21 protein-coding genes are annotated in these 18,551 nt (G+C 62.5%); 13 read left to right on the forward strand and 8 right to left on the reverse strand.

Annotation, left to right across the window (positions count from 1 at the left end):
* The 7 genes from GCT13_RS00005 to GCT13_RS00035 form a co-directional block, all read left to right on the forward strand.
* The coding region (locus tag GCT13_RS00005; protein ID WP_321574117.1) for a citrate/2-methylcitrate synthase at positions 1 to 500 on the forward strand (500 nt) is incomplete at its 5' end.
* Between the two features lie 101 nt (positions 501 to 601).
* Positions 602 to 1,093 (forward strand): hypothetical protein, encoded by a 492-nt coding sequence (locus tag GCT13_RS00010; protein WP_152754745.1) that lies wholly within the window; start codon positions 602 to 604, stop codon positions 1,091 to 1,093.
* Positions 1,094 to 1,115: 22 nt separating this feature from the next.
* A complete protein-coding gene (locus GCT13_RS00015; protein WP_152754746.1) occupies positions 1,116 to 2,567 on the forward strand; it encodes a bifunctional 2-methylcitrate dehydratase/aconitate hydratase in 1,452 nt (483 codons plus the stop codon).
* A 49-nt stretch (positions 2,568 to 2,616) separates the two neighbouring features.
* The gene (acnA, locus tag GCT13_RS00020; RefSeq protein ID WP_152754747.1) at positions 2,617 to 5,334 is read left to right on the forward strand and encodes an aconitate hydratase AcnA; all 2,718 of its coding nucleotides are present in this window, start codon (positions 2,617 to 2,619) and stop codon (positions 5,332 to 5,334) included.
* A 208-nt stretch (positions 5,335 to 5,542) separates the two neighbouring features.
* On the forward strand, positions 5,543 to 5,998 hold the full coding sequence (locus GCT13_RS00025; protein WP_152754748.1) for a GIY-YIG nuclease family protein: 456 nt from the start codon (positions 5,543 to 5,545) through the stop codon (positions 5,996 to 5,998).
* An 88-nt stretch (positions 5,999 to 6,086) separates the two neighbouring features.
* Entirely contained in the window at positions 6,087 to 6,287 is a 201-nt protein-coding gene (locus GCT13_RS00030) for a DUF2905 domain-containing protein (RefSeq protein ID WP_152754749.1), read from the forward strand.
* A 211-nt stretch (positions 6,288 to 6,498) separates the two neighbouring features.
* Positions 6,499 to 6,972 carry a VOC family protein gene (locus GCT13_RS00035; protein WP_152754750.1) on the forward strand — a complete coding sequence of 158 codons (474 nt, stop codon included), beginning with the start codon at positions 6,499 to 6,501 and terminating at the stop codon, positions 6,970 to 6,972.
* Between the two features lie 121 nt (positions 6,973 to 7,093).
* Here the strand turns inward: GCT13_RS00035 and GCT13_RS00040 are convergent, their stop codons facing one another.
* Genes GCT13_RS00040 through GCT13_RS00050 form a run of 3 tightly spaced genes read right to left on the reverse strand, consistent with a single transcriptional unit; the run spans position 7,094 to position 8,801 of the window.
* Positions 7,094 to 7,672 carry a lytic transglycosylase domain-containing protein gene (locus GCT13_RS00040; protein WP_227746681.1) on the reverse strand — a complete coding sequence of 193 codons (579 nt, stop codon included), beginning with the start codon at positions 7,670 to 7,672 and terminating at the stop codon, positions 7,094 to 7,096.
* Positions 7,672 to 8,424 (reverse strand): TadE family protein, encoded by a 753-nt coding sequence (locus GCT13_RS00045; RefSeq protein ID WP_227746682.1) that lies wholly within the window; start codon positions 8,422 to 8,424, stop codon positions 7,672 to 7,674. Before GCT13_RS00045 ends, GCT13_RS00040 begins: the two co-directional genes overlap by 1 nt.
* 26 nt (positions 8,425 to 8,450) lie before the next feature.
* Positions 8,451 to 8,801 (reverse strand): DUF192 domain-containing protein, encoded by a 351-nt coding sequence (locus GCT13_RS00050; protein ID WP_152754752.1) that lies wholly within the window; start codon positions 8,799 to 8,801, stop codon positions 8,451 to 8,453.
* 15 nt (positions 8,802 to 8,816) lie between these two features.
* Between GCT13_RS00050 and GCT13_RS48100 the strand changes: the two genes are divergently transcribed.
* Positions 8,817 to 8,984 (forward strand): hypothetical protein, encoded by a 168-nt coding sequence (locus tag GCT13_RS48100; RefSeq protein ID WP_193727551.1) that lies wholly within the window; start codon positions 8,817 to 8,819, stop codon positions 8,982 to 8,984.
* A gap of 317 nt (positions 8,985 to 9,301) precedes the next feature.
* Here the strand turns inward: GCT13_RS48100 and GCT13_RS00055 are convergent, their stop codons facing one another.
* Both GCT13_RS00055 and GCT13_RS00060 read right to left on the reverse strand, forming a co-directional pair.
* Positions 9,302 to 9,673, reverse strand: coding sequence for an Hpt domain-containing protein (locus tag GCT13_RS00055; protein ID WP_152754753.1), 372 nt, complete (start codon positions 9,671 to 9,673; stop codon positions 9,302 to 9,304).
* Positions 9,670 to 10,311 (reverse strand): response regulator transcription factor, encoded by a 642-nt coding sequence (locus tag GCT13_RS00060; protein WP_152755045.1) that lies wholly within the window; start codon positions 10,309 to 10,311, stop codon positions 9,670 to 9,672. The genes GCT13_RS00055 and GCT13_RS00060 overlap by 4 nt, the downstream gene beginning before the upstream one ends.
* Positions 10,312 to 10,630: 319 nt before the next feature.
* Between GCT13_RS00060 and GCT13_RS00065 the strand changes: the two genes are divergently transcribed.
* From GCT13_RS00065 to GCT13_RS00085, 5 genes are read left to right on the forward strand one after another with little or no spacing between them, the layout of a single operon-like run.
* Entirely contained in the window at positions 10,631 to 11,362 is a 732-nt protein-coding gene (locus GCT13_RS00065; RefSeq protein ID WP_152754754.1) for a TetR/AcrR family transcriptional regulator, read from the forward strand.
* Positions 11,359 to 12,342, forward strand: a complete 984-nt coding sequence (locus GCT13_RS00070; RefSeq protein WP_152754755.1) for an HlyD family secretion protein — start codon at positions 11,359 to 11,361, stop codon at positions 12,340 to 12,342. Before GCT13_RS00065 ends, GCT13_RS00070 begins: the two co-directional genes overlap by 4 nt.
* On the forward strand, positions 12,339 to 13,292 hold the full coding sequence (locus GCT13_RS00075; RefSeq protein ID WP_152754756.1) for an ABC transporter ATP-binding protein: 954 nt from the start codon (positions 12,339 to 12,341) through the stop codon (positions 13,290 to 13,292). Before GCT13_RS00070 ends, GCT13_RS00075 begins: the two co-directional genes overlap by 4 nt.
* A complete protein-coding gene (locus GCT13_RS00080) occupies positions 13,289 to 14,425 on the forward strand; it encodes an ABC transporter permease (RefSeq protein ID WP_321574118.1) in 1,137 nt (378 codons plus the stop codon). The genes GCT13_RS00075 and GCT13_RS00080 overlap by 4 nt, the downstream gene beginning before the upstream one ends.
* A 12-nt stretch (positions 14,426 to 14,437) precedes the next feature.
* Entirely contained in the window at positions 14,438 to 15,892 is a 1,455-nt protein-coding gene (locus tag GCT13_RS00085) for an efflux transporter outer membrane subunit (protein WP_152754757.1), read from the forward strand.
* Between the two features lie 48 nt (positions 15,893 to 15,940).
* Here GCT13_RS00085 and GCT13_RS00090 read toward each other — a convergent pair whose 3' ends face one another.
* The 3 genes from GCT13_RS00090 to GCT13_RS00100 form a co-directional block, all read right to left on the reverse strand.
* Positions 15,941 to 16,192 carry a GlsB/YeaQ/YmgE family stress response membrane protein gene (locus GCT13_RS00090; protein WP_152754758.1) on the reverse strand — a complete coding sequence of 84 codons (252 nt, stop codon included), beginning with the start codon at positions 16,190 to 16,192 and terminating at the stop codon, positions 15,941 to 15,943.
* Positions 16,193 to 16,364: 172 nt separating this feature from the next.
* Positions 16,365 to 17,204, reverse strand: coding sequence for an ABC transporter permease (locus tag GCT13_RS00095; RefSeq protein WP_152754759.1), 840 nt, complete (start codon positions 17,202 to 17,204; stop codon positions 16,365 to 16,367).
* A gap of 16 nt (positions 17,205 to 17,220) precedes the next feature.
* A complete protein-coding gene (locus GCT13_RS00100) occupies positions 17,221 to 18,483 on the reverse strand; it encodes an ABC transporter permease (protein ID WP_152755047.1) in 1,263 nt (420 codons plus the stop codon).
* Between the last annotated feature and the right edge of the window lie 68 nt (positions 18,484 to 18,551).

The following is an 18,551-nucleotide window of genomic DNA, read 5'->3' on the forward strand; positions in this document are numbered from 1 at the left end:
CGGGCGCGATCGGCGCGCTGCGCGGGCCGAAGCACGGCGGCGCAAACGAGGCCGCATTCGAGATCCAGTCGCGCTACCAGACGCCGGATGAGGCGGAAGCCGACATCCGCCGACGCGTCGAGAACAAGGAAGTCGTGATCGGCTTCGGCCATCCCGTCTACACGATCTCCGATCCGCGCAACAAGGTGATCAAGGACGTGGCGAAGAAGCTGTCGAAGGAAGCGTCGAACATGAAGATGTTCGACATCGCCGAGCGGCTGGAGACGGTGATGTGGGACGTCAAGAAGATGTTCCCGAATCTCGACTGGTTCAGCGCGGTGTCGTATCACATGATGGGTGTGCCGACCGCGATGTTCACGCCGCTCTTCGTGATTTCGCGCACGTCCGGCTGGGCCGCGCACATCATCGAGCAGCGCATCGACAACAAGATCATTCGGCCGAGTGCGAACTACACGGGACCGGAGAATTTGAAATTCGTGGCGCTAAATAGGAGAAAATAGCGTCCGCTGTGCGCGCCGGGGATGCGTGCAGCCCCCGGCGGTTGAGATGCTGCAGCCGCGCACTGTATAAACTTTGAAATTCGATAGAAAGGTTCTCTCCCATGAAAAAACTGCTGATCGCTACCGTTATTGGCGCTCTGTCCTCGACGCTGCTGGTGACGGCGCCCAGCGCGTTCGCACAATCGACGACGACGCCCCACGCCAAGCCGAAGGCACCGGCGCCGAAGCGCCTGTTCAAGCGCAAGGCCAACCCGGCCAAGGAAGCGAAGGTCGATCCCGTGCCGGAAGGTTCGGAGAAGTGGTCGTGCAACGAAGGTCTGTCGTTCGACCTGAAGGGCGACATGAAGCGCGACCAGATCGTGACCGTCCACTGGGCCAACAAGAACTACAACCTGCCGCGTGAAACGACGACGACGGGGGCGGACCGCTTCCACGACGCCGCAACCGGCATGGACCTCGTCGTGATCCCGACCAAGGCCATGCTGTTCTCGGACAAGGACAGCTCGCGCCTCGCCGACGAGTGCAAGACGGCGGCCATGGTGCAAGGCTCGCCGGCTCCGACGCAGTCGAACGCCATCAACAAGGCGCAGTAAGCGGGCCAACCAGGAAACCTCGATGTCCGCACCGATCTCCAACGTCCGCCCAAAACCGGACACAGTACTGGTCGATATCGTCGACTATGTGCTGAATGAAAAGCTCGAGAGCGATCTCGCGCTGGAGACCGCGCGCAACTGCCTCATCGATACGCTCGGCTGCGGACTCGAGGCCCTGTCCTACCCTGCCTGTACCAAGCTGATGGGACCGCTCGTGCCGGGCACGGTCGTCCCGAACGGCGCGAAGGTGCCCGGCACGCAGTTCCAGCTGGACCCTGTGCAAGCCGCGTTCAACGTCGGCGCGATGATCCGCTGGCTCGACTTCAACGACACCTGGCTTGCGGCCGAATGGGGCCATCCGTCCGACAACCTCGGCGGCATTCTCGCGACGGCCGACTGGCTCTCGCGCACCGCGATCGCGAACGGCAAGAAGCCGCTCGTGATGAAAGACGTCCTGATCGCCATGATCAAGGCGCACGAAATTCAAGGCTGCATCGCGCTCGAAAATTCGTTCAACAAGGTCGGCCTCGACCACGTGCTGCTCGTGAAGCTTGCTTCGACGGCAGTGGTCGGCCAGTTGATGGGACTGACGCGCGACGAGCTGATCAACGCAGTCTCGCAGGCGTTCGTCGACGGACATTCGCTGCGCACGTACCGCCATGCGCCGAACACGGGCTCGCGCAAGTCCTGGGCAGCAGGCGATGCGACGTCGCGCGCGGTGCGTCTCGCGCTGATCGCGAAGACGGGTGAAATGGGCTATCCGTCGGTGCTGACGACAAAGACGTGGGGCTTCTACGACGTGCTGTTCAAAGGGCAGCCGTTCAAATTCCAGCGCCCGTACGGCTCGTATGTGATGGAGAACGTGCTCTTCAAGATTTCGTTCCCCGCCGAATTCCACGCGCAAACGGCTGCCGAAGCGGCGATGACGCTGCACGAGCAGCTGAACGCGAGCGGCAAGCGCATCGAAGACATCGCGAAGATCACGATTCGCACGCATGAAGCGGCGATCCGCATCATCGACAAGAAAGGGCCGCTCGACAATCCGGCCGACCGCGATCACTGCATCCAGTACATGATCGCCGTGCCGCTCATTTTCGGGCGCCTGACGGCCGCCGATTACGAAGACGCCGTCGCGCGGGATCCGCGCATCGACGCGCTGCGCAACAAGATGGAATGCGTCGAAGACCCGCAATTCACGAAGGATTATCACGACCCGGACAAGCGCTCGATTGCGAGTGCGCTGACGGTCGAGTTCACCGACGGATCGACGTTCGACGAAGTGGTCGTCGAATATCCGATCGGTCACAAGCGTCGCCGCGCCGAAGGCATCCCGTTGCTGGTCGAGAAGTTCAGGACGAACCTCGCGCGGCGCTTTCCGGCGAAGCAACAACAAGCGATCCTCGATGTGTCGCTGGACAAGGCAAAGCTAGAAGCGATGCCGGTCAATGAATACGTCGATCTGTACGTCATTTGAGTTCAGAAACGTAGCAACGTCATTTCCTCGAAACCCCAGGACAATTACCATGGCCCACAACCTCCACAAAACGCTCAAGGAATTCGACAGCGGTTCCGGCAAAGGCAGGTTCTATTCGCTGCCGCAGCTCGGTAAGGCACTGAACGTCAAGATCGACCGCCTGCCGGTTTCGATCCGCCTCGTGCTGGAATCGGTGCTGCGTAACTACGACGGCAAGAAGATCTCGGAAGAACACATCGAGCAGCTCGCGCACTGGAAGCCGACGGCTGCACGCGTCGACGAAATCCCGTTCGTCGTCGCACGCGTCGTGCTGCAGGACTTCACGGGCGTGCCTCTGCTCGCCGACATCGCGGCGATGCGCGGTGTCGCGCAGCGCGCGGGCAAGAACCCGAAGTCGATCGAGCCGCTGGTTCCCGTGGATCTCGTCGTCGACCACTCGGTGCAGATCGACCACTTCCGCGAGAAGGGCGCGCTGGACCTGAACATGAAGCTGGAATTTCAGCGCAACAACGAGCGCTACCAGTTCATGAAGTGGGGCATGCAGGCATTCGACACGTTCAAGGTCGTGCCGCCGGGCGTCGGCATCGTTCACCAGGTGAATCTCGAATACCTCGCACGCGGCGTGCACAAGAAGGCCGACAACGGCGACGCCGTGTACTACCCGGACACGCTCGTCGGCACGGACAGCCATACGACGATGATCAACGGCATCGGCGTGGTCGGCTGGGGCGTGGGCGGCATCGAAGCGGAAGCGGGCATGCTCGGGCAGCCCGTGTACTTCCTGACGCCTGACGTCGTTGGCGTGCACCTGAAGGGCAAGCTGCGCGAAGGCGTGACGGCAACGGACCTCGTGTTGACCATCACCGAGCTGCTGCGCAAGGAAAAGGTTGTCGGCAAGTTCGTCGAGTTCTTCGGCGAAGGCACGCGCTCGCTGTCGCTGCCGGACCGCGCGACGATCGGCAACATGGCGCCGGAATACGGCGCGACGATGGGCTTCTTCCCCGTCGACGAAAAGACGATCGACTACTTCAAGGGCACGGGCCGCACGGACGCGGAAATCTCGTCCTTCGAAAACTACTTCAAGGCGCAGGAGCTGTTCGGCATTCCCGACGCTGGCGACATCGACTACACGAAGGTCGTCACGCTCGATCTGGGCACCGTTGCGCCGTCGCTGGCCGGTCCGAAGCGTCCGCAAGACCGCATCGAGATCACCAACGTGAAGTCGACCTTCACCGACCTGTTCTCGAAGCCCGTCAACGAAAACGGCTTCGCGAAGAAGGCTGAAGACCTGAACGCGCAATACACGACGAGCAACGGCGTCAACGTGAAGAACGGCGACATCCTGATCGCCGCGATCACGTCGTGCACGAACACGTCGAACCCGAGCGTGCTGCTGGCAGCCGGCCTGCTCGCGAAGAAGGCCGTCGAAGCCGGTCTGGAAGTCGCGCCGCACATCAAGACGTCGCTGGCTCCGGGATCGCGCATCGTCACCGAGTACCTGACGAAGACGGGCCTGCTGCCGTACCTCGACAAGCTCGGCTTCACGCTCGCTGCATACGGCTGCACGACCTGTATCGGCAACGCGGGCGATCTGACGCCGGAACTGAACGAGTCGATCACGAAGAACGACATCGTCGCGGCCGCCGTGCTGTCGGGCAACCGCAACTTCGAAGCGCGTATTCACCCGAACATCCGCGCGAACTTCCTCGCATCGCCGCCGCTGGTCGTCGCTTACGCGATCGCGGGCAACATCACGCGCGACCTGATGACCGAGCCGGTCGGCAAGGGCAAGGGCGGCAAGGACATCTACCTCGGCGACATCTGGCCGTCGAGCGAAGAAGTCAACGCGCTGCTGAAGTACGCACTGGACGCCGACGCTTTCCGCACGAACTACGCGCAGCTCACGAAGAAGGGCGATCTGTGGAGCAAGATCGAAGGCGAAGAAGGCCAGGTCTACGACTGGCCGAAGTCGACGTACATCGCGGAGCCGCCGTTCTTCGGCGCGGACTTCTCGATGGAGCCGGCTTCGAGCATCGCTGCCGTGAAGGGCGCGCGCGCACTGGGCATCTTCGGTGACTCGGTCACGACCGACCACATCAGCCCGGCAGGCTCGATCAAGGAAGATTCGCCCGCAGGCAAGTGGCTGAAGGCGAACGGCGTGCAGAAGGCCGACTTCAACAGCTACGGCTCGCGCCGCGGCAACCATGACGTGATGATGCGCGGCACGTTCGCGAACGTCCGCATCAAGAACCTGATGATCCCGGCGAAGGCAGACGGCACGCGCGTCGAAGGCGGCCTGACGATTCACCAGCCGAGCGGCGAACAGTTGTCGATCTACGACGCAGCGATGAAGTACATCGACGCCGGCACGCCGACCATCGTGTTCGCGGGCGAAGAGTACGGCACGGGCTCGTCGCGCGACTGGGCGGCGAAGGGCACGCAACTGCTGGGCGTGAAGGCAGTCGTCGCGCGCAGCTTCGAACGTATCCACCGTTCGAACCTGGTCGGCATGGGCGTTCTGCCGCTGCAGTTCAAGGGCTCGGATAGCATCCAGTCGCTGAACATCACGGGCGAAGAGACGTACGACGTCGAAGGCCTCGGCGACGACTTCAAGCCGCAACAGGAAGTCACGCTGGTGATCCATCGCAAGGACGGTTCGGAGCAGCGCGTCGCCGTTCTGCTGCGTATCGATACGCCGATCGAAGTCGACTACTACAAGCACGGCGGTATCCTGCCGTTCGTGCTGCGCTCGCTGCTCGCAGCGTAAGTTATCGCTTTGCAGGTGCTGCGTTCTCGTTGAGGACGCAGTGACTTTTGAGAGCCCGGTTATGCCGGGCTTTTTTTTCGTTTTGGCGGAGGGGAGAGCTAGCAGGGGGCGGCCATAAACCGTCGAACCGGGGAATCGTTTCACCGGTTCGGGCAGCGTAGAATACGTAGACATCGAAAGAATTGGCGCATTCCATGAAGGAGTCGCGATGGCAACGATACCTGGCTGGTTTCATCAATTGAAATGGTCGGTGGTCGCCAACGTCGCGGTGGTGAACAGGGATCGCAGCATCATTCCGGACTTTCCGGGATGCTACGTGTTCATGGAGTTTGCAGAGGCGCCGCGTCCGGGCCGTGTTTTGTATATCGGGCAGGCCAGCACCAGCTTGCGGCAAAGGTTGGGCGCCTACCTTGTAGACATCCGCACTCCAAAAGCGACGGAACGACATAAAGGTAAAGCTTTCGTGCTCGAAGCCCGACACGCGCACACGGACCAAGGCGTATATATCCAATGGGTCGAGTACGGAGGCAATGAGCGCGACATCGACATTTTGGAAGCGAGCCTGATCAACTATCTGAATCCGGCCGCGAACGACCGCGAGGATGACACGCGCCATCCGTTGCTTGGAATCAGAGATCGCTTGCCTCCGGATTTGCTGCGCTAATAGACTGGTTTCATCGAGACCGTCCGGTCCGCTGCTTCCTGAAAGCACCTACGATGCCCCCATCGGCCCCCGCAAACGATCGCACCCCATGAACCGTTTCCTCATCGTTATCGGCGTGCTGTGCATTCTCGCCGGCCTCGGCTGGCGGTGGCTCGCGCGCATCCCGTTCGGCCGGTTGCCTGGCGACATCCACATCGTCCGCGACGGGTTCGACCTGCACTTCCCGATCGTCACATGTATCGTGATTTCGATCGTGGTATCCGTGCTGCTCTGGTTATTGCGGCGTTGAGCGCGTCGTCGCGCCGGAGCAGCATGACACCGTGCACAAGGCCGCGAACAGCGATCAACCGGGGTCATACCCGCATCGCCAGCGCTGATGAAAAAGCGAAACTCTTCTTCTCAGCATGTCGAATTTGATAGTCTTCGTTCGTCGTCTCCAGGGCATCAAGCAGCATGCGGTTTTGCCTCCGCATCGAGCCAACACTGACAGGAGATTTGCGATGAAGATTCAAAAGATCACGCCGTTTCTCTGGTACTCCAACGAAGCTGAGGAGGCCGCTGCGTTCTATGCGGGTATCTTTCCGGACTCGCGCGTCATCCGGGTCACTGGGGTGCCGAGCGCCGGTTCCACGAAGGTCGTAGAGTTCGTTCTCTTTGGGCAGCCCTTCATCGCGATGAGCTCCGGGCAGCCCGATCCGTTCAACCAATCGATATCCCTGCTGGTCAACTGCGACGACCAGGCAGAACTCGACCGCTATTGGAACGCTCTTCTCGAAGGCGGCGGCTCGACCCAAGCGTGCGGCTGGCTGAAAGACCGCTTCGGCATTTCGTGGCAGATCGTGCCGAACGATCTCATCCCGATGATCGCGGACCCCGATCCCGTCAAGGCAAAGCGCGTCGCGGAGACCATGATGACGATGGTGAAGTTCGATGTCGCCGCGTTGAAAGCCGCCTATGCAGGGACGGCGGGCTAACGAAGGCGCTGTCCTCGCGCCTGCAAACCGGGCCTTTACATCGCGTGCACGAAAGAGCGTCGGCCGGCTTTGCCCACTTCCAGCCGACGCTCACCGCACAGGCTTTAGCCGCACACGCCGACTACCGCTGATAAAACCCCACCCGCCCCATCACTCGCTCGACATAGCGCCGCGTCTCGGCATACGGCGGAATCCCGCCGCCGAACTTCCGCACGACGCCCTCACCCGCGTTATACGCGGCAAGCGCCAGCGACACATCGCCGAACGTCACAAGCAACGCATCGAGCAAACGCGCGCCCGCCAAGAGGTTCTGTCCTGGATCGAACAGGTCGTCCGCGCCCTGCTGCCTGCCTGTCTGCGGCATCAATTGCATCAAGCCCATTGCGCCCTTCGGCGACACAGCGAACGCATCGCCACCCGACTCGACATCGATGACGGCCATCAGCAGCGCTCTGTCGACGCCGACACGCTTCGCAACGTCGTCGACGAGCGGCATCCACGCCAGCACCTTCGACAACGCACCGCGAGCGCTCGTTGGCGCCGCAAACGACGCATCCAGTTCGATCACCAACGACTGACCCGCCGCATCGCCGCCGCTCAATCCGCCGATCACCATCTCGACACGTCCGGCCGCCCGCGCCTCGTCAGCGTCACCCATCGCGATGCCCGCAGACAACGCGAGCAATACGACGCGCAGCATCAACGCGCCGTCACTGTTGCAGCGTCGTTGGCCGCGTCCGCGCGAAACGGCGATTGCATCCGCACGATCGCCTCCGACTCCAGCGCAATCGGCCAACGCTGGCTCTGCAATCCATCGACGAGCGTAGTCCGGCACAAGCTGTCGGGCCGTCGCGGCGATCCATATGCATCGACGTTCGCATCAGCGGGCTCGCGCGAAAACAGGCCATTCGCCGCGACGTTGCCGATCACATTCGTCGCGAAGTAGAAGATCTTGTTGACCAGAGGCACGGCCATCTCGAAGCAGTAGTGCACGCGCAGCTTCAACAGATTCGCATCCTGCACATTCACATCCGATTCCGCGCCGGGAGAGGTATCACGATACATCAGCGTGTCGTTCGGAATCTCTTCATGCGCGGTGCCCTCATCGGGATAGAAGCGCACGCGCGCGAAGTCACGCGTCATCGCCGCCGTCGGGCTCACAATCGCAATCGACGCTGTATTCGTCACCGCGCTTCGTGCCGCAAGCATCGCTGACTGCACGCCCGACGCATCGGCATGCCGCGCATACAACGGCGCGAGCCCGCGAGCGAGACCCGCTTGCATCGCCCGCATCGATCCGTGATTCACCGCCCCTTCGCGCGCCGCTTCGAGCACGGCGACATCGAGCGTCGACTTCGCCTGATACAGCAGCACGAGCTGCACGGTCGCGAAACCGAAGAACAGCAGCAGCGGCGCGACGATCAAAAATTCCGTCATCGCCTGCCCTGTCATGCGTCGCCTGTCTCCGTGTTCACGCGTCACGGCAGCGCCCTCCATGCGAGCCTGTCGCCGATATCAATGCCCCACATATGTGCCGCGTTCGCGTTCATTTCCAGCACGCTGCGCGCGCGCCAGCAAAACAGCATGCGCGCGCGTTGCACGTTGCGATGGATAGCCAGCACGCGATTGCGATCGTCGATAAAGACCACGTCGATCGGAAAGCGCATGCCGAACGTATGCACCGCATTGCACGGTTCGAGCCACAGCGCTTGCGCCGCATCGAGGCATGAACGACCGAGCCATCCACGCATGCGTTCGAGCGCGTGTTCGGCCACGTCGAGTGCGACGCGCGTCGCCTCGCCGCGATGAATCAGGCGCGCGCGTTTCATAGCAGGCCCTCCTGCATGAACTTCATCGCAATCGGAAGCCGAGGCACGATGAACGCGTTGCAGCGGGCAAGCGCCGCGCAGCAGCCGATCGATGGCGGATTGCTCGATGGGCTCGTCGATCAAATGAGAGCGCTGATGATCGAACTCGACCGGTCCCGCACGCGCTGGACATTCAGGCCATAAGCAGCGGCAACGACGGGCGACGCGACGCGTGCGACAAGCACGACAAAATGAACATATGGCCAAATGACCAGATGACCAGATAACAAAAGGCCCGCAGAATGCGGGCCTGAAATTCCGCGATCACGGTGGAGACGATCAGAGAACCGTGTGCGGTCAGCGCGGCTGGTTCGTGCAACCTCGGGGAAAGCTGCTCAGCCGCGCTAATGACCAGTATAGAGCGCGATTTTGTCTGTGCAGGAGAAAATGCCTGCCTCTGCGCTAACAAGTATTTATTGCTGCATGCGGGATGATAGGCACAACCACCGCCCATCCGCCTGTCATGCCTGCGAGGTCAACAATCCATTGAGCTGTTCGTTCAGTTGATCGACCGCTTCCGCCACGAATGGAAGCAGCGCGACGATGGTCAGCGCATCGCGCTCGAATGCCGCGCGCTCCAGGCGCCGCGCCAGCGAGATCTCGCGGCCGCGTTGCAGCATGCCCAGCGAACCGGCGAGACGATGGGCGGCGCGGCCCAGGTCGTCCCATGCTTCGCTATGGCGGGCCGCCATCATGAACACGAGCGTTGCGCGATTCGTCTCGATCAGCGCACACGTCACGTCGCGTGCAACGACGTGATCGCCTAGCGCGAGGGCATCGATTCGCGCGCGCAGCGTGCAGTCGAATGCGGTACACATGGGAAGCGGCGTCATTGCTGCGCGGCCGTGATGCCACAACGCCGCGCGAAATCGACCAGTTCGACGAGCGTCTCGACGCCCACCTTGTTCATCAGCCGGGTCTTGTGACTGCTGACCGTCTTGTTGCTGATGAAGAGCGCATCGCCGATCGACTTGTTGGACATGCCTTTGGCCAGCATTTGCAAGATCACGAGTTCCTTGTCGGACAGCATGTCGAGCTTGTCGGCTTCCGCAACGGCATGGGCGGACCCGGAACCGTTCGCGCAAGGCACGACGGGAAACACGCTATAGCCCGACAACACCGCCTCCACGCTGCGCATGATTTCCTTCACGTCCTGCGACTTGCTGACGAAACCCTGCGCGCCTGCCCGCATCGCGCGGGTAACGAAAGTGGCCGCATCGTGGCTCGACAGTATCAGCACACGCATGCCGGGATGCGCGGCTTTCAGACGGGAAAGAACATCGAGGCCATTTATTCGCGGAATATCCAGATCGAGAATAGTGAGATCCAGCGCGAATTGACGCGCCATTTCCATTGCCGCCTGACCGTTGTCCGCTTCAAATACTCCCTGCGTACCGAGCAATTGCAATAGATGAGTCTTGATAACAAGGCGAAATGCAGGATGATCGTCCACGATTAATATAGAAGCCAACTCCCGTTCTCCAGATATCTCTTTGATCGCGCGCTCGTCAATTTCGCGGACTCCTGACAAATCTCCGCACGCCTCTTTACGGGAAGATTCTAATTCATTATTGACGCATCCAGTTTGCGGAATATTCTGCATTCTTCATTGCGAATTCAATTCGGATGTTATCGAGAACGTCAATAAATACCGCGCGCATAAAAAACTAAATCAGCCAGGCAAAAACTGGCTCTCGCGGATAGGCGCGCGTGTCGGGCCCGAGGCAGCGCGCCGCACCTCAGGTAAACCCGCTTGAATTTAACTAACTCGTCAATTAAGCTTGCGTTTCATGAACCCGAAACGTCCAGCGGCCAAACCGCGCGGCCGGCGCCCCGTCGTCGAGAACTTCGACGTGCGCGAGCATCTGCTCGACACGGCCACGCGCCTTTTCTCCGAGCGCGGCATCGCTGCGACCACCGTCGCGCAGATCGCCACGGCCGCGGGCGTCACGTCCGCGCTCGTGCACTACTACTTCACGAATCGCGAAACGCTGCTCGATGCGATCGTCGAAGAACGGCTCGCGCCGTCCATCAGCTTCGTGTGGAGCGCCGCCGGCGACGATTCGAACACCGATCCGTTCGCGATGGTCGGCGATCTCGTCACGCGTCTTTTCGACGTCACGCGCCGCATGCCATGGCTGCCGCCGCTGTGGCTGCGCGAGGTCATCAACGAAGGCGGCATGTTGCGAGATCGCATGCTCACGCGCATTCCGTTCGACAACATCAAGCGTTTCGGCGTGCGCATCATGCAAGCGCAGCAAGCAGGCGAAGTGAACGCCGAGCTCGATCCGCTGCTGATGTTCAACTCGATCCTCGGGCTCGTGATGCTGCCGCAAGCGGCCGCGAAGGTATGGCAAAGCATTCGCGGCTTCCCCGCGATCGAGCGCGCGACGTTGCAGCGGCACGCGACGGCGCTGCTGCTGGGCGGCATGCGTCCGCCCGCGACCGCTGCCGACAAAGCGCCTAACGTTCGCACTGCGCGCAAGACCACGCGGCGCGCCACCACGAGGTCCAGGTCATGACGCAGCCACGTTCATCCGCCAGCACGCTGCGGCTATTTGTCGTGTTCATCGCGTTCGTCGCATGCACCGCACTCGGCGCATGCTCGCATCGCAACGACAACACATGGCAAGGCTACGTCGAAGGCGAATTCGTGTATCTCGGCTCGTCGCAATCGGGCAAGCTCACGCAGCTCGATGTCGCTCGCGGCGATGAGATCGCTGCGAACGCGCCCGTATTCGCGCTCGAATCCGTCGACGAAGCGGCCGCGCTGCAACAGGCGCAGCAACAGCTCGCCGCGGCCCGCGCGCAACTCGCGGACATCCAGACGGGCAAGCGCCCGCCCGAAATCGACGTGACGAAAGCGCAGCTCGCGCAGGCCATTGCGAATGCGCGCAAGGCGACGCTGCAACTGACGCGCGACGAAGCGCAGTATCGCGTGGGCGGCATTCCGAAGGGACAGCTCGACGATTCGCGCGCCGCCGCCGATGCCGCCAACGCCCAGGTGCGCGAGCTCACGCATGAAGTCGATGTCGCGCGTCTGCCCGGCCGCTCGCAGCAACTGACCGCGCAGGCGGCGCAAGTCGACGCGGCGCAGGCAGCCGTCGCGCAGGCGCAATGGAAGCTCGACCAGAAGCGCGTGAACGCGCCCGCGAAAGGCCGTGTGTACGACACGCTGTATCGCGTCGGCGAATGGGTGCAGGCGGGCAGCCCCGTCGTGCAGATGCTGCCGCCACAGAACGTGAAGGTGCGCTTCTTCGTGCCGGAGACGCTGGTCGGCTCGCTCCAGCCCGGCCGCGCGCTGACCATTCATTGCGACGGCTGCGCATCGGACGTGAACGCGAAGATCACCTACGTATCGAGTTCGTCCGAGTACACGCCGCCCGTCATCTACAGCAACGAGAGCCGCGGGAAGCTCGTGTTCATGATCGAAGCGCGCCCTTCCGTCGACGATGCGCCGCGCCTGCATCCCGGCCAACCTGTTTCGGTGAGCTTGCGATGAACACGCAGAACGGAACGCTCGCCATCGACGTGCACAGCCTGAACAAGCACTTCGGCGACCGTCACGTCGTCAACGACGTGACTCTGCAAGTCGCGCGCGGCGAGATCTTCGGCTTTCTCGGACCGAACGGCAGCGGCAAGACGACGTCGATCCGCCTGATGTGCGGACTGCTCACGCCGGACTCCGGCAGCGGCACGTGCCTCGGCTACGACATCGTGCGCGAGAGCGCGCAGATCAAGCGCAATGTCGGCTACATGACGCAGCGCTTTTCGTACTGGGAAGACATGACGATTCGCGAGAACCTCGATTTCGTCGCGCGGGTCTATCAGATGAAGAACCGCAAGGAGAAAGTCGATCGCGCGCTCGAAACGCTCGGGCTGCAAACGCGCGCAGGCCAGATGACGGGCGCGCTGTCGGGCGGCTGGAAACAGCGGCTCGCGCTCGCCGCGTGCATGTTGCACGAGCCGAGGCTGCTGCTGCTCGACGAGCCGACGGCGGGCGTCGATCCGGCCGCTCGCCGCGACTTCTGGGAAGAGTTGCATCGTCTCGCGGCGCAAGGCATATCGGTGCTCGTGAGCACGCACTACATGGACGAAGCGGAACGCTGCCACAAGCTCGCGTATATCGCGTATGGCAAGCTGCTCGCGCAGGGCACCGCGCAGCAGGTGATCGATTCGCAGGCGCTTGCCACCTGGGCGATTCATGGCGAGCGTCTGACCGAGCTATCGGAACGGTTGCGCAACACGCCGGGCGTCGATCAGACCGTCGTGTTCGGCTCTGCGCTGCACGCGAGCGGCCACGATCACGCGGCGCTCGAAAAAGCCATCCGGCAGGCGACGTCCGGCATGTCCGTGCGTATCGAGCCGATCGACACGGGCCTCGAAGACGTGTTCATCTACATGATGAGCCGCTCGACCGACAACTACGCGCACCCGGGCAAGCCATCGTGAACCGCTTCTTTTCCGTCACGCGCTGGTGGGGCATCGTGCTCAAGGAATTCATCCAGTTGCGGCGCGACCGCATCACGTTCGGCATGATCGTCGGCCTGCCGATTCTTCAGCTCGCGCTGTTCGGCTTCGCGATCAACAACGATCCGAAGCATCTGCGCACGGCTGTCGTCATCAGCGACGACAGCCCGTTCTCGCGCAGCTTCGTCGCGGCGATGCAGAACTCCGACTACTTCAATATCGTCGAGACGCTGCCCGACGATGCGGCCGGACGGCATGCGCTCGCGCAAGGCAACGTGCAGTTCGTCGTGTCGATACCCGTCGATTTCTCGCGGCGGCTGTTGCGCGGCGAACGGCCCGCGCTACTGGTCGAAGCCGACGCAACCGATCCGACGGCAACGCAAGCGCCCCTCGCCACGCTGCCCGGTCTCGTGCAATCGGTCGCGGACAAGGACATCACGGGACCGCTCGCGCATCTGAACGGCGCGCCCGCCGCGTTCGACGTGCAGATCCACAAGCTGTACAACCCCGAAGGCATCACGCAATACAACGTCGTGCCGGGGCTGATGGGCACGATCCTCACGCTGACGATGGTCATGATGACGGGCCTCGCAATGACGCGCGAACGCGAGCGTGGCACGATGGAAAATCTGCTCGCGACACCCGTTCTGCCGCTCGAAGTGATTGCGGGCAAGCTGGTGCCGTACATCGCGATCGGACTCGTGCAGTCGTCGATCATTCTCGCGGCGGCGCGCTACGTCTTTCATGTGCCGTTCGTCGGCAGCCTGATCGCGCTCTACGTGGCCGCGCTGCTATTCATCGCGGCAAACCTGACGGTCGGCATCACGCTGTCGTCGATTGCGCAGAACCAGTTGCAGGCAATGCAGCTCACCGTCTTCTACTTTCTGCCGAGCCTGCTGCTGTCGGGCTTCATGTTTCCGTTCGCGGGCATGCCCGTGTGGGCGCAATGGATCGGCAATCTGCTGCCCCTCACGTACTTCAATCGCCTCGTGCGCGGCATTCTTCTGAAGGGCAACGGCTGGGTGGACCTGTGGCCTTCCGTGTGGCCCGTCGCGATCTTCACGGTCATCGTGCTGGCGATTGCAGTGCGCTTCTACCGGCGCACGCTCGACTAGGAGGACTCGATCATGAAACGCTGCGTCCTCATCGCTGCGCTCCTGCTGTGCGGTTGTACCGTCGGCCCGGACTTCCATGCGCCGTCCGCGCCCGATGCGCAGTCCTATACGCGCGAAACGCTGCCTGCTTCGACGCAGGCAGCAGGCGCGACGCAAACGCTCGTCTCCTCCGATCACGCGTTGCCGACGTGGTGGACGCAATTTCATTCCGACGCGCTGAACCGTCTCGTCGATACGGCACTACAGCAAAGCCCGACGCTCGATGAAGCGCGCGCGAAGCTCGTCGAAGCCCGCGAAAACTATGTCGCGCAAGCGGGCGCGACGCAGTTTCCCGCGATCGACGCGAAGCTTTCGGGCGCGCGCCAGAAGGTCGATCCCGCTGCGTTCGGCATTACGAACGTGCCGAATCCCGGGCCGTTCACGCTGTTCAATGCGTCGGTGAGCGTGTCGTATGCGCTCGATGTTTTCGGCGGCAACCGGCGCGCGCTCGAAGCACTGCTCGCGCAGGTCGACTATCAGACGTATGAACTCGATGCCGCGCGTCTGACGCTCGCGGGCAATGTCGTGTCGACGGCGATCCGGCGCGCGTCGCTGCAACAGCAACTCGCGCTGACGGAGCAGCTCGCCGATGCACAGGCGCAGCAGCTGAAAATTATCGAAGGACGTTATGCGGCGGGCGGCGTCGCGGAACTCGACGTGCGCACGCAGCGCACGCTGCTCGCGCAGACGCGTGCACAGCTCGCGCCGCTCGCGACGCAACGCGCACAGGCCGATCATCAGCTGGCGATTCTGCTCGGCGTGGCGCCATCGAAAGCGAACTTCAACGACGTCACGCTCGATGCGCTGCATTTGCCCGATACCGTGCCCGTCACGCTGCCGTCGACGCTCGCGCGCGAACGCCCCGATATCCGCGCATCGGAAGCGCTGCTGCATCAGGCGAGCGCGAACGTCGGCGTCGCGACGGCGAATCTTTATCCGCAATTCGTGGTGTCGGCGGGTGTCGGTTCCGAGCGCACGCGCATCGAAGATATCGTCAACGGCATGAACATCTGGAACATCGGCCTGAATCTGACGCAGCCGATTTTTCACGGCGGCGAACTGCACGCGAAGAAGCGCGCGGTGCAGGCCGCTTACGATGCAGCTTTCGCATCGTACCGGCAGACCGTGCTGCAGGCGCTGCAACAGGTCGCCGATACGCTGCATGCACTGAACGACGACGCGCATGAACTGCAGGCGCGCGACGAAGCGGCATCGGAAGCGCAAGCGGGTGTGAAGATCGCGCAGGCGCGGTATGCGGCGGGTGGTGTCAGCCAGTTCGGCTTGATCGATACGCAACGCCAGGCGTTGCAGACGGCGATCGACCGGACGCGGGCACAGGGCGATCGTCTTGCGGATACGGCTGCGCTGTTTCAGGCGTTGGGTGGCATAACGCCCGTTGCGCCCGTGGACCAGGCGGCGAGGCGGTGACTCCGCCGCAACCGCCGTCCTGCGCGCGGCCCACGCCACGCTGAACCGTCACCGGCGCTTGATCAGCCGGATGACGACAAGCAGGATGACTGCACCGATAAATGCCGTGGCGATCGAGCCGATCCATCCGTTGCCGAGCGAGATGTGCAGCACGCCCGACAGCCAGCCGCCGATAAACGCGCCCGCAATTCCGACGAGGATATCGATCAGGACGCCGAACCCGCCGCCATCCACGAGCACGCTGGCGAGCCAGCCCGCCACGCAGCCGATGACCAACCACGCAATGATTCCGTGTTCCATAGTTTTCCCAGGTTTGTACCGCAGTTATTGGAGCGGGTCCACGACGTTGCCGTAACCCGCTTTCGTTGACGCCACTCATGGCGGTCAGCGTGGGTTGTACAGCAGCGTTCAACCTGGGTTGTGAACGTTTGTCAAAGCGTGGTGTGACGGGAGCGCATAGCGGCAAGCAACCCTACACCGCCACCGCCCGCGCCGCATTCCTGCCGCGCAGCCATTCGAGCGCCAGCAGCAGGCAAGTGGAAAACACGATGAGGATCGTCGCGAGCGCTGCGATCGTCGGGCTGATGTTCTCGCGAATGCCCGTGAACATCTGACGCGGCAGCGTCGTCTGATCCGCGCCCGCGAGGAACAGCGTGACGACCACTTCATCGAATGAAGTCGCGAACGCGAACAGCGCGCCTGAGATCACGCCCGGCGCGATCACGGGCAACGTGATGTTGAAGAAGGTCTTCACGGGGTTCGCGCCGAGCGACAGGCTCGCGCGCACGAGGTTGTAGTTGAAGCCCTGCAACGTCGCCGCCACCGTCGTCACGACGAACGGCACGCCCAGCGAAGCATGCGCCATGATCAGCCCGATATACGTATTGGCCAGCCCCAGCGGCGCAAAGAACAGATACATGCCGACGCCGACCACCACCACGGGCACGATCATCGGCGAGATCAGCACCGCCATCAGCAGCGCCTTGCCCTTGAAGTTCGCCTTCGTGAGCCCGATCGCGGCGAGCGTGCCGAGCACGGTCGCGAGCACCGTCGCGGACGGCGCGACGATAAAGCTGTTCTTCGCGGCCATCCGCCATTCGTCGGAAGCGATCAGGTTCTGATACCAGCGCAGCGACCAGCCCGGAATCGGATAGACAAGGAACGTGCTCGACGAAAACGACAGCGGCACGATCGCGAGCACGGGCAGGATCAGATACAGCAGCGTCAACACGGCAAGCCCGCGCAGCGTGAAGTACCACATGCGCTCGATCATCGACGTGTGCGGCGCGAACATCGGTTTGGCCAGTTTCATCGCGTGCTCCTTGCCGTCAGCCGAGGCTCACTTGCGAACGCGTGAAGCGTCCGTAGATCACATACAGCACGAGCGTCGCCGCGAGCAGCAGACCGCCGAGCGCACACGCCATGCCCCAGTTGATCGTCACGTTCGTGAAGTACGCGACGTAGTAACTGACCATCTGGTCGTTCGGTCCGCCGAGCAGCGCCGGCGTGATGTAGTAGCCGATCGCGAGGATGAACACGAGCAGCGCGCCCGCGCCGACGCCCGGATACGTCTGCGGCACGTACACACGCCAGAACGCCGCGAACGGATGCGAGCCGAGCGAGATCGCCGCGCGCTGATAGCTCGGTGGAATCGACTTCATCACGCTGTAGAGCGGCAGGATCATGAACGGCAAGAGGATGTGTGTCATCGAGATATAGACGCCGACGCGGTTGAACAGCAGCGCCAAAGGATCGTGTATCAGACCCGTGCCGAGCAGCGCCTTGTTGACGAGCCCTTCGCTTTGCAGAATCACGATCCACGCGGCGACGCGCACGAGAATCGATGTCCAGAACGGGATCAGCACGAGGATCATCACGAGATTCGCGCGCCGTTCATTGAGCGTCGAGATCCAGTATGCAAGCGGATAGCCGAGCAGCAATGCGAACACGGTCACGGCAAAGCCGATCACGAACGTGCGGCTGAACACGGCGAGATAGATCTGTTGCTCGGGATCGGTCGGAATGATGTGACCGAACGCGTCCTGCTTGTGATCGAGCGCGGCGAGCAGATAGAACGGCGAATACGTGCCGCCGTTCTTCGCGATCGCCTGCCAGTACTTCACGTCGTCCCAGCGCTCGTCCGTTTCGAGAATCTTCGCCTTGATCTGAGCGGGCGGCAGCGCGTGGCCCGCATCGTCGTTCAGCGGCATCGCGCGCGCCGTCTTCGCGACGAGCGAGCGATAACCGGGGATTTCCGTGTTCAGACGACGCGCCAGCGCGCCCATTGCTTCGCCGTCGGCGATGGCCGTCAGATCGGTGGCGAGCGCGGCATACGCCGCATCGGTGGGCGCGGACTTGCGGTCCCAGTCGCGCAGCACAGTCACGGTATGCGGCAGCGCCGTCGCGATCTCCGGGTTCTGCACGGCACGCGTGAGCAGCGCGCCGATCGGCACGACGAAGATCATCAGCAGAAAAATCGCGAGCGGCGCGATCAGCAGCAGCGCCATCGCGCGCTTCTTCGCTTCCGCGGCCTTCAGTTCGCGCTTGAGTTTGTTCGCGGACTCGGGGGCCGAGTCCGCGGCGATCGTCATCGTCGTCACACGTTTCTCCATGTCTGACGTCACTTCAGTACTGCGGCGATGCGGCCTCTTTCAACAGA

Origin of the sequence: Paraburkholderia franconis, from assembly GCF_009362735.1 — a bacterium.
Classification (GTDB): domain Bacteria; phylum Pseudomonadota; class Gammaproteobacteria; order Burkholderiales; family Burkholderiaceae; genus Paraburkholderia; species Paraburkholderia franconis.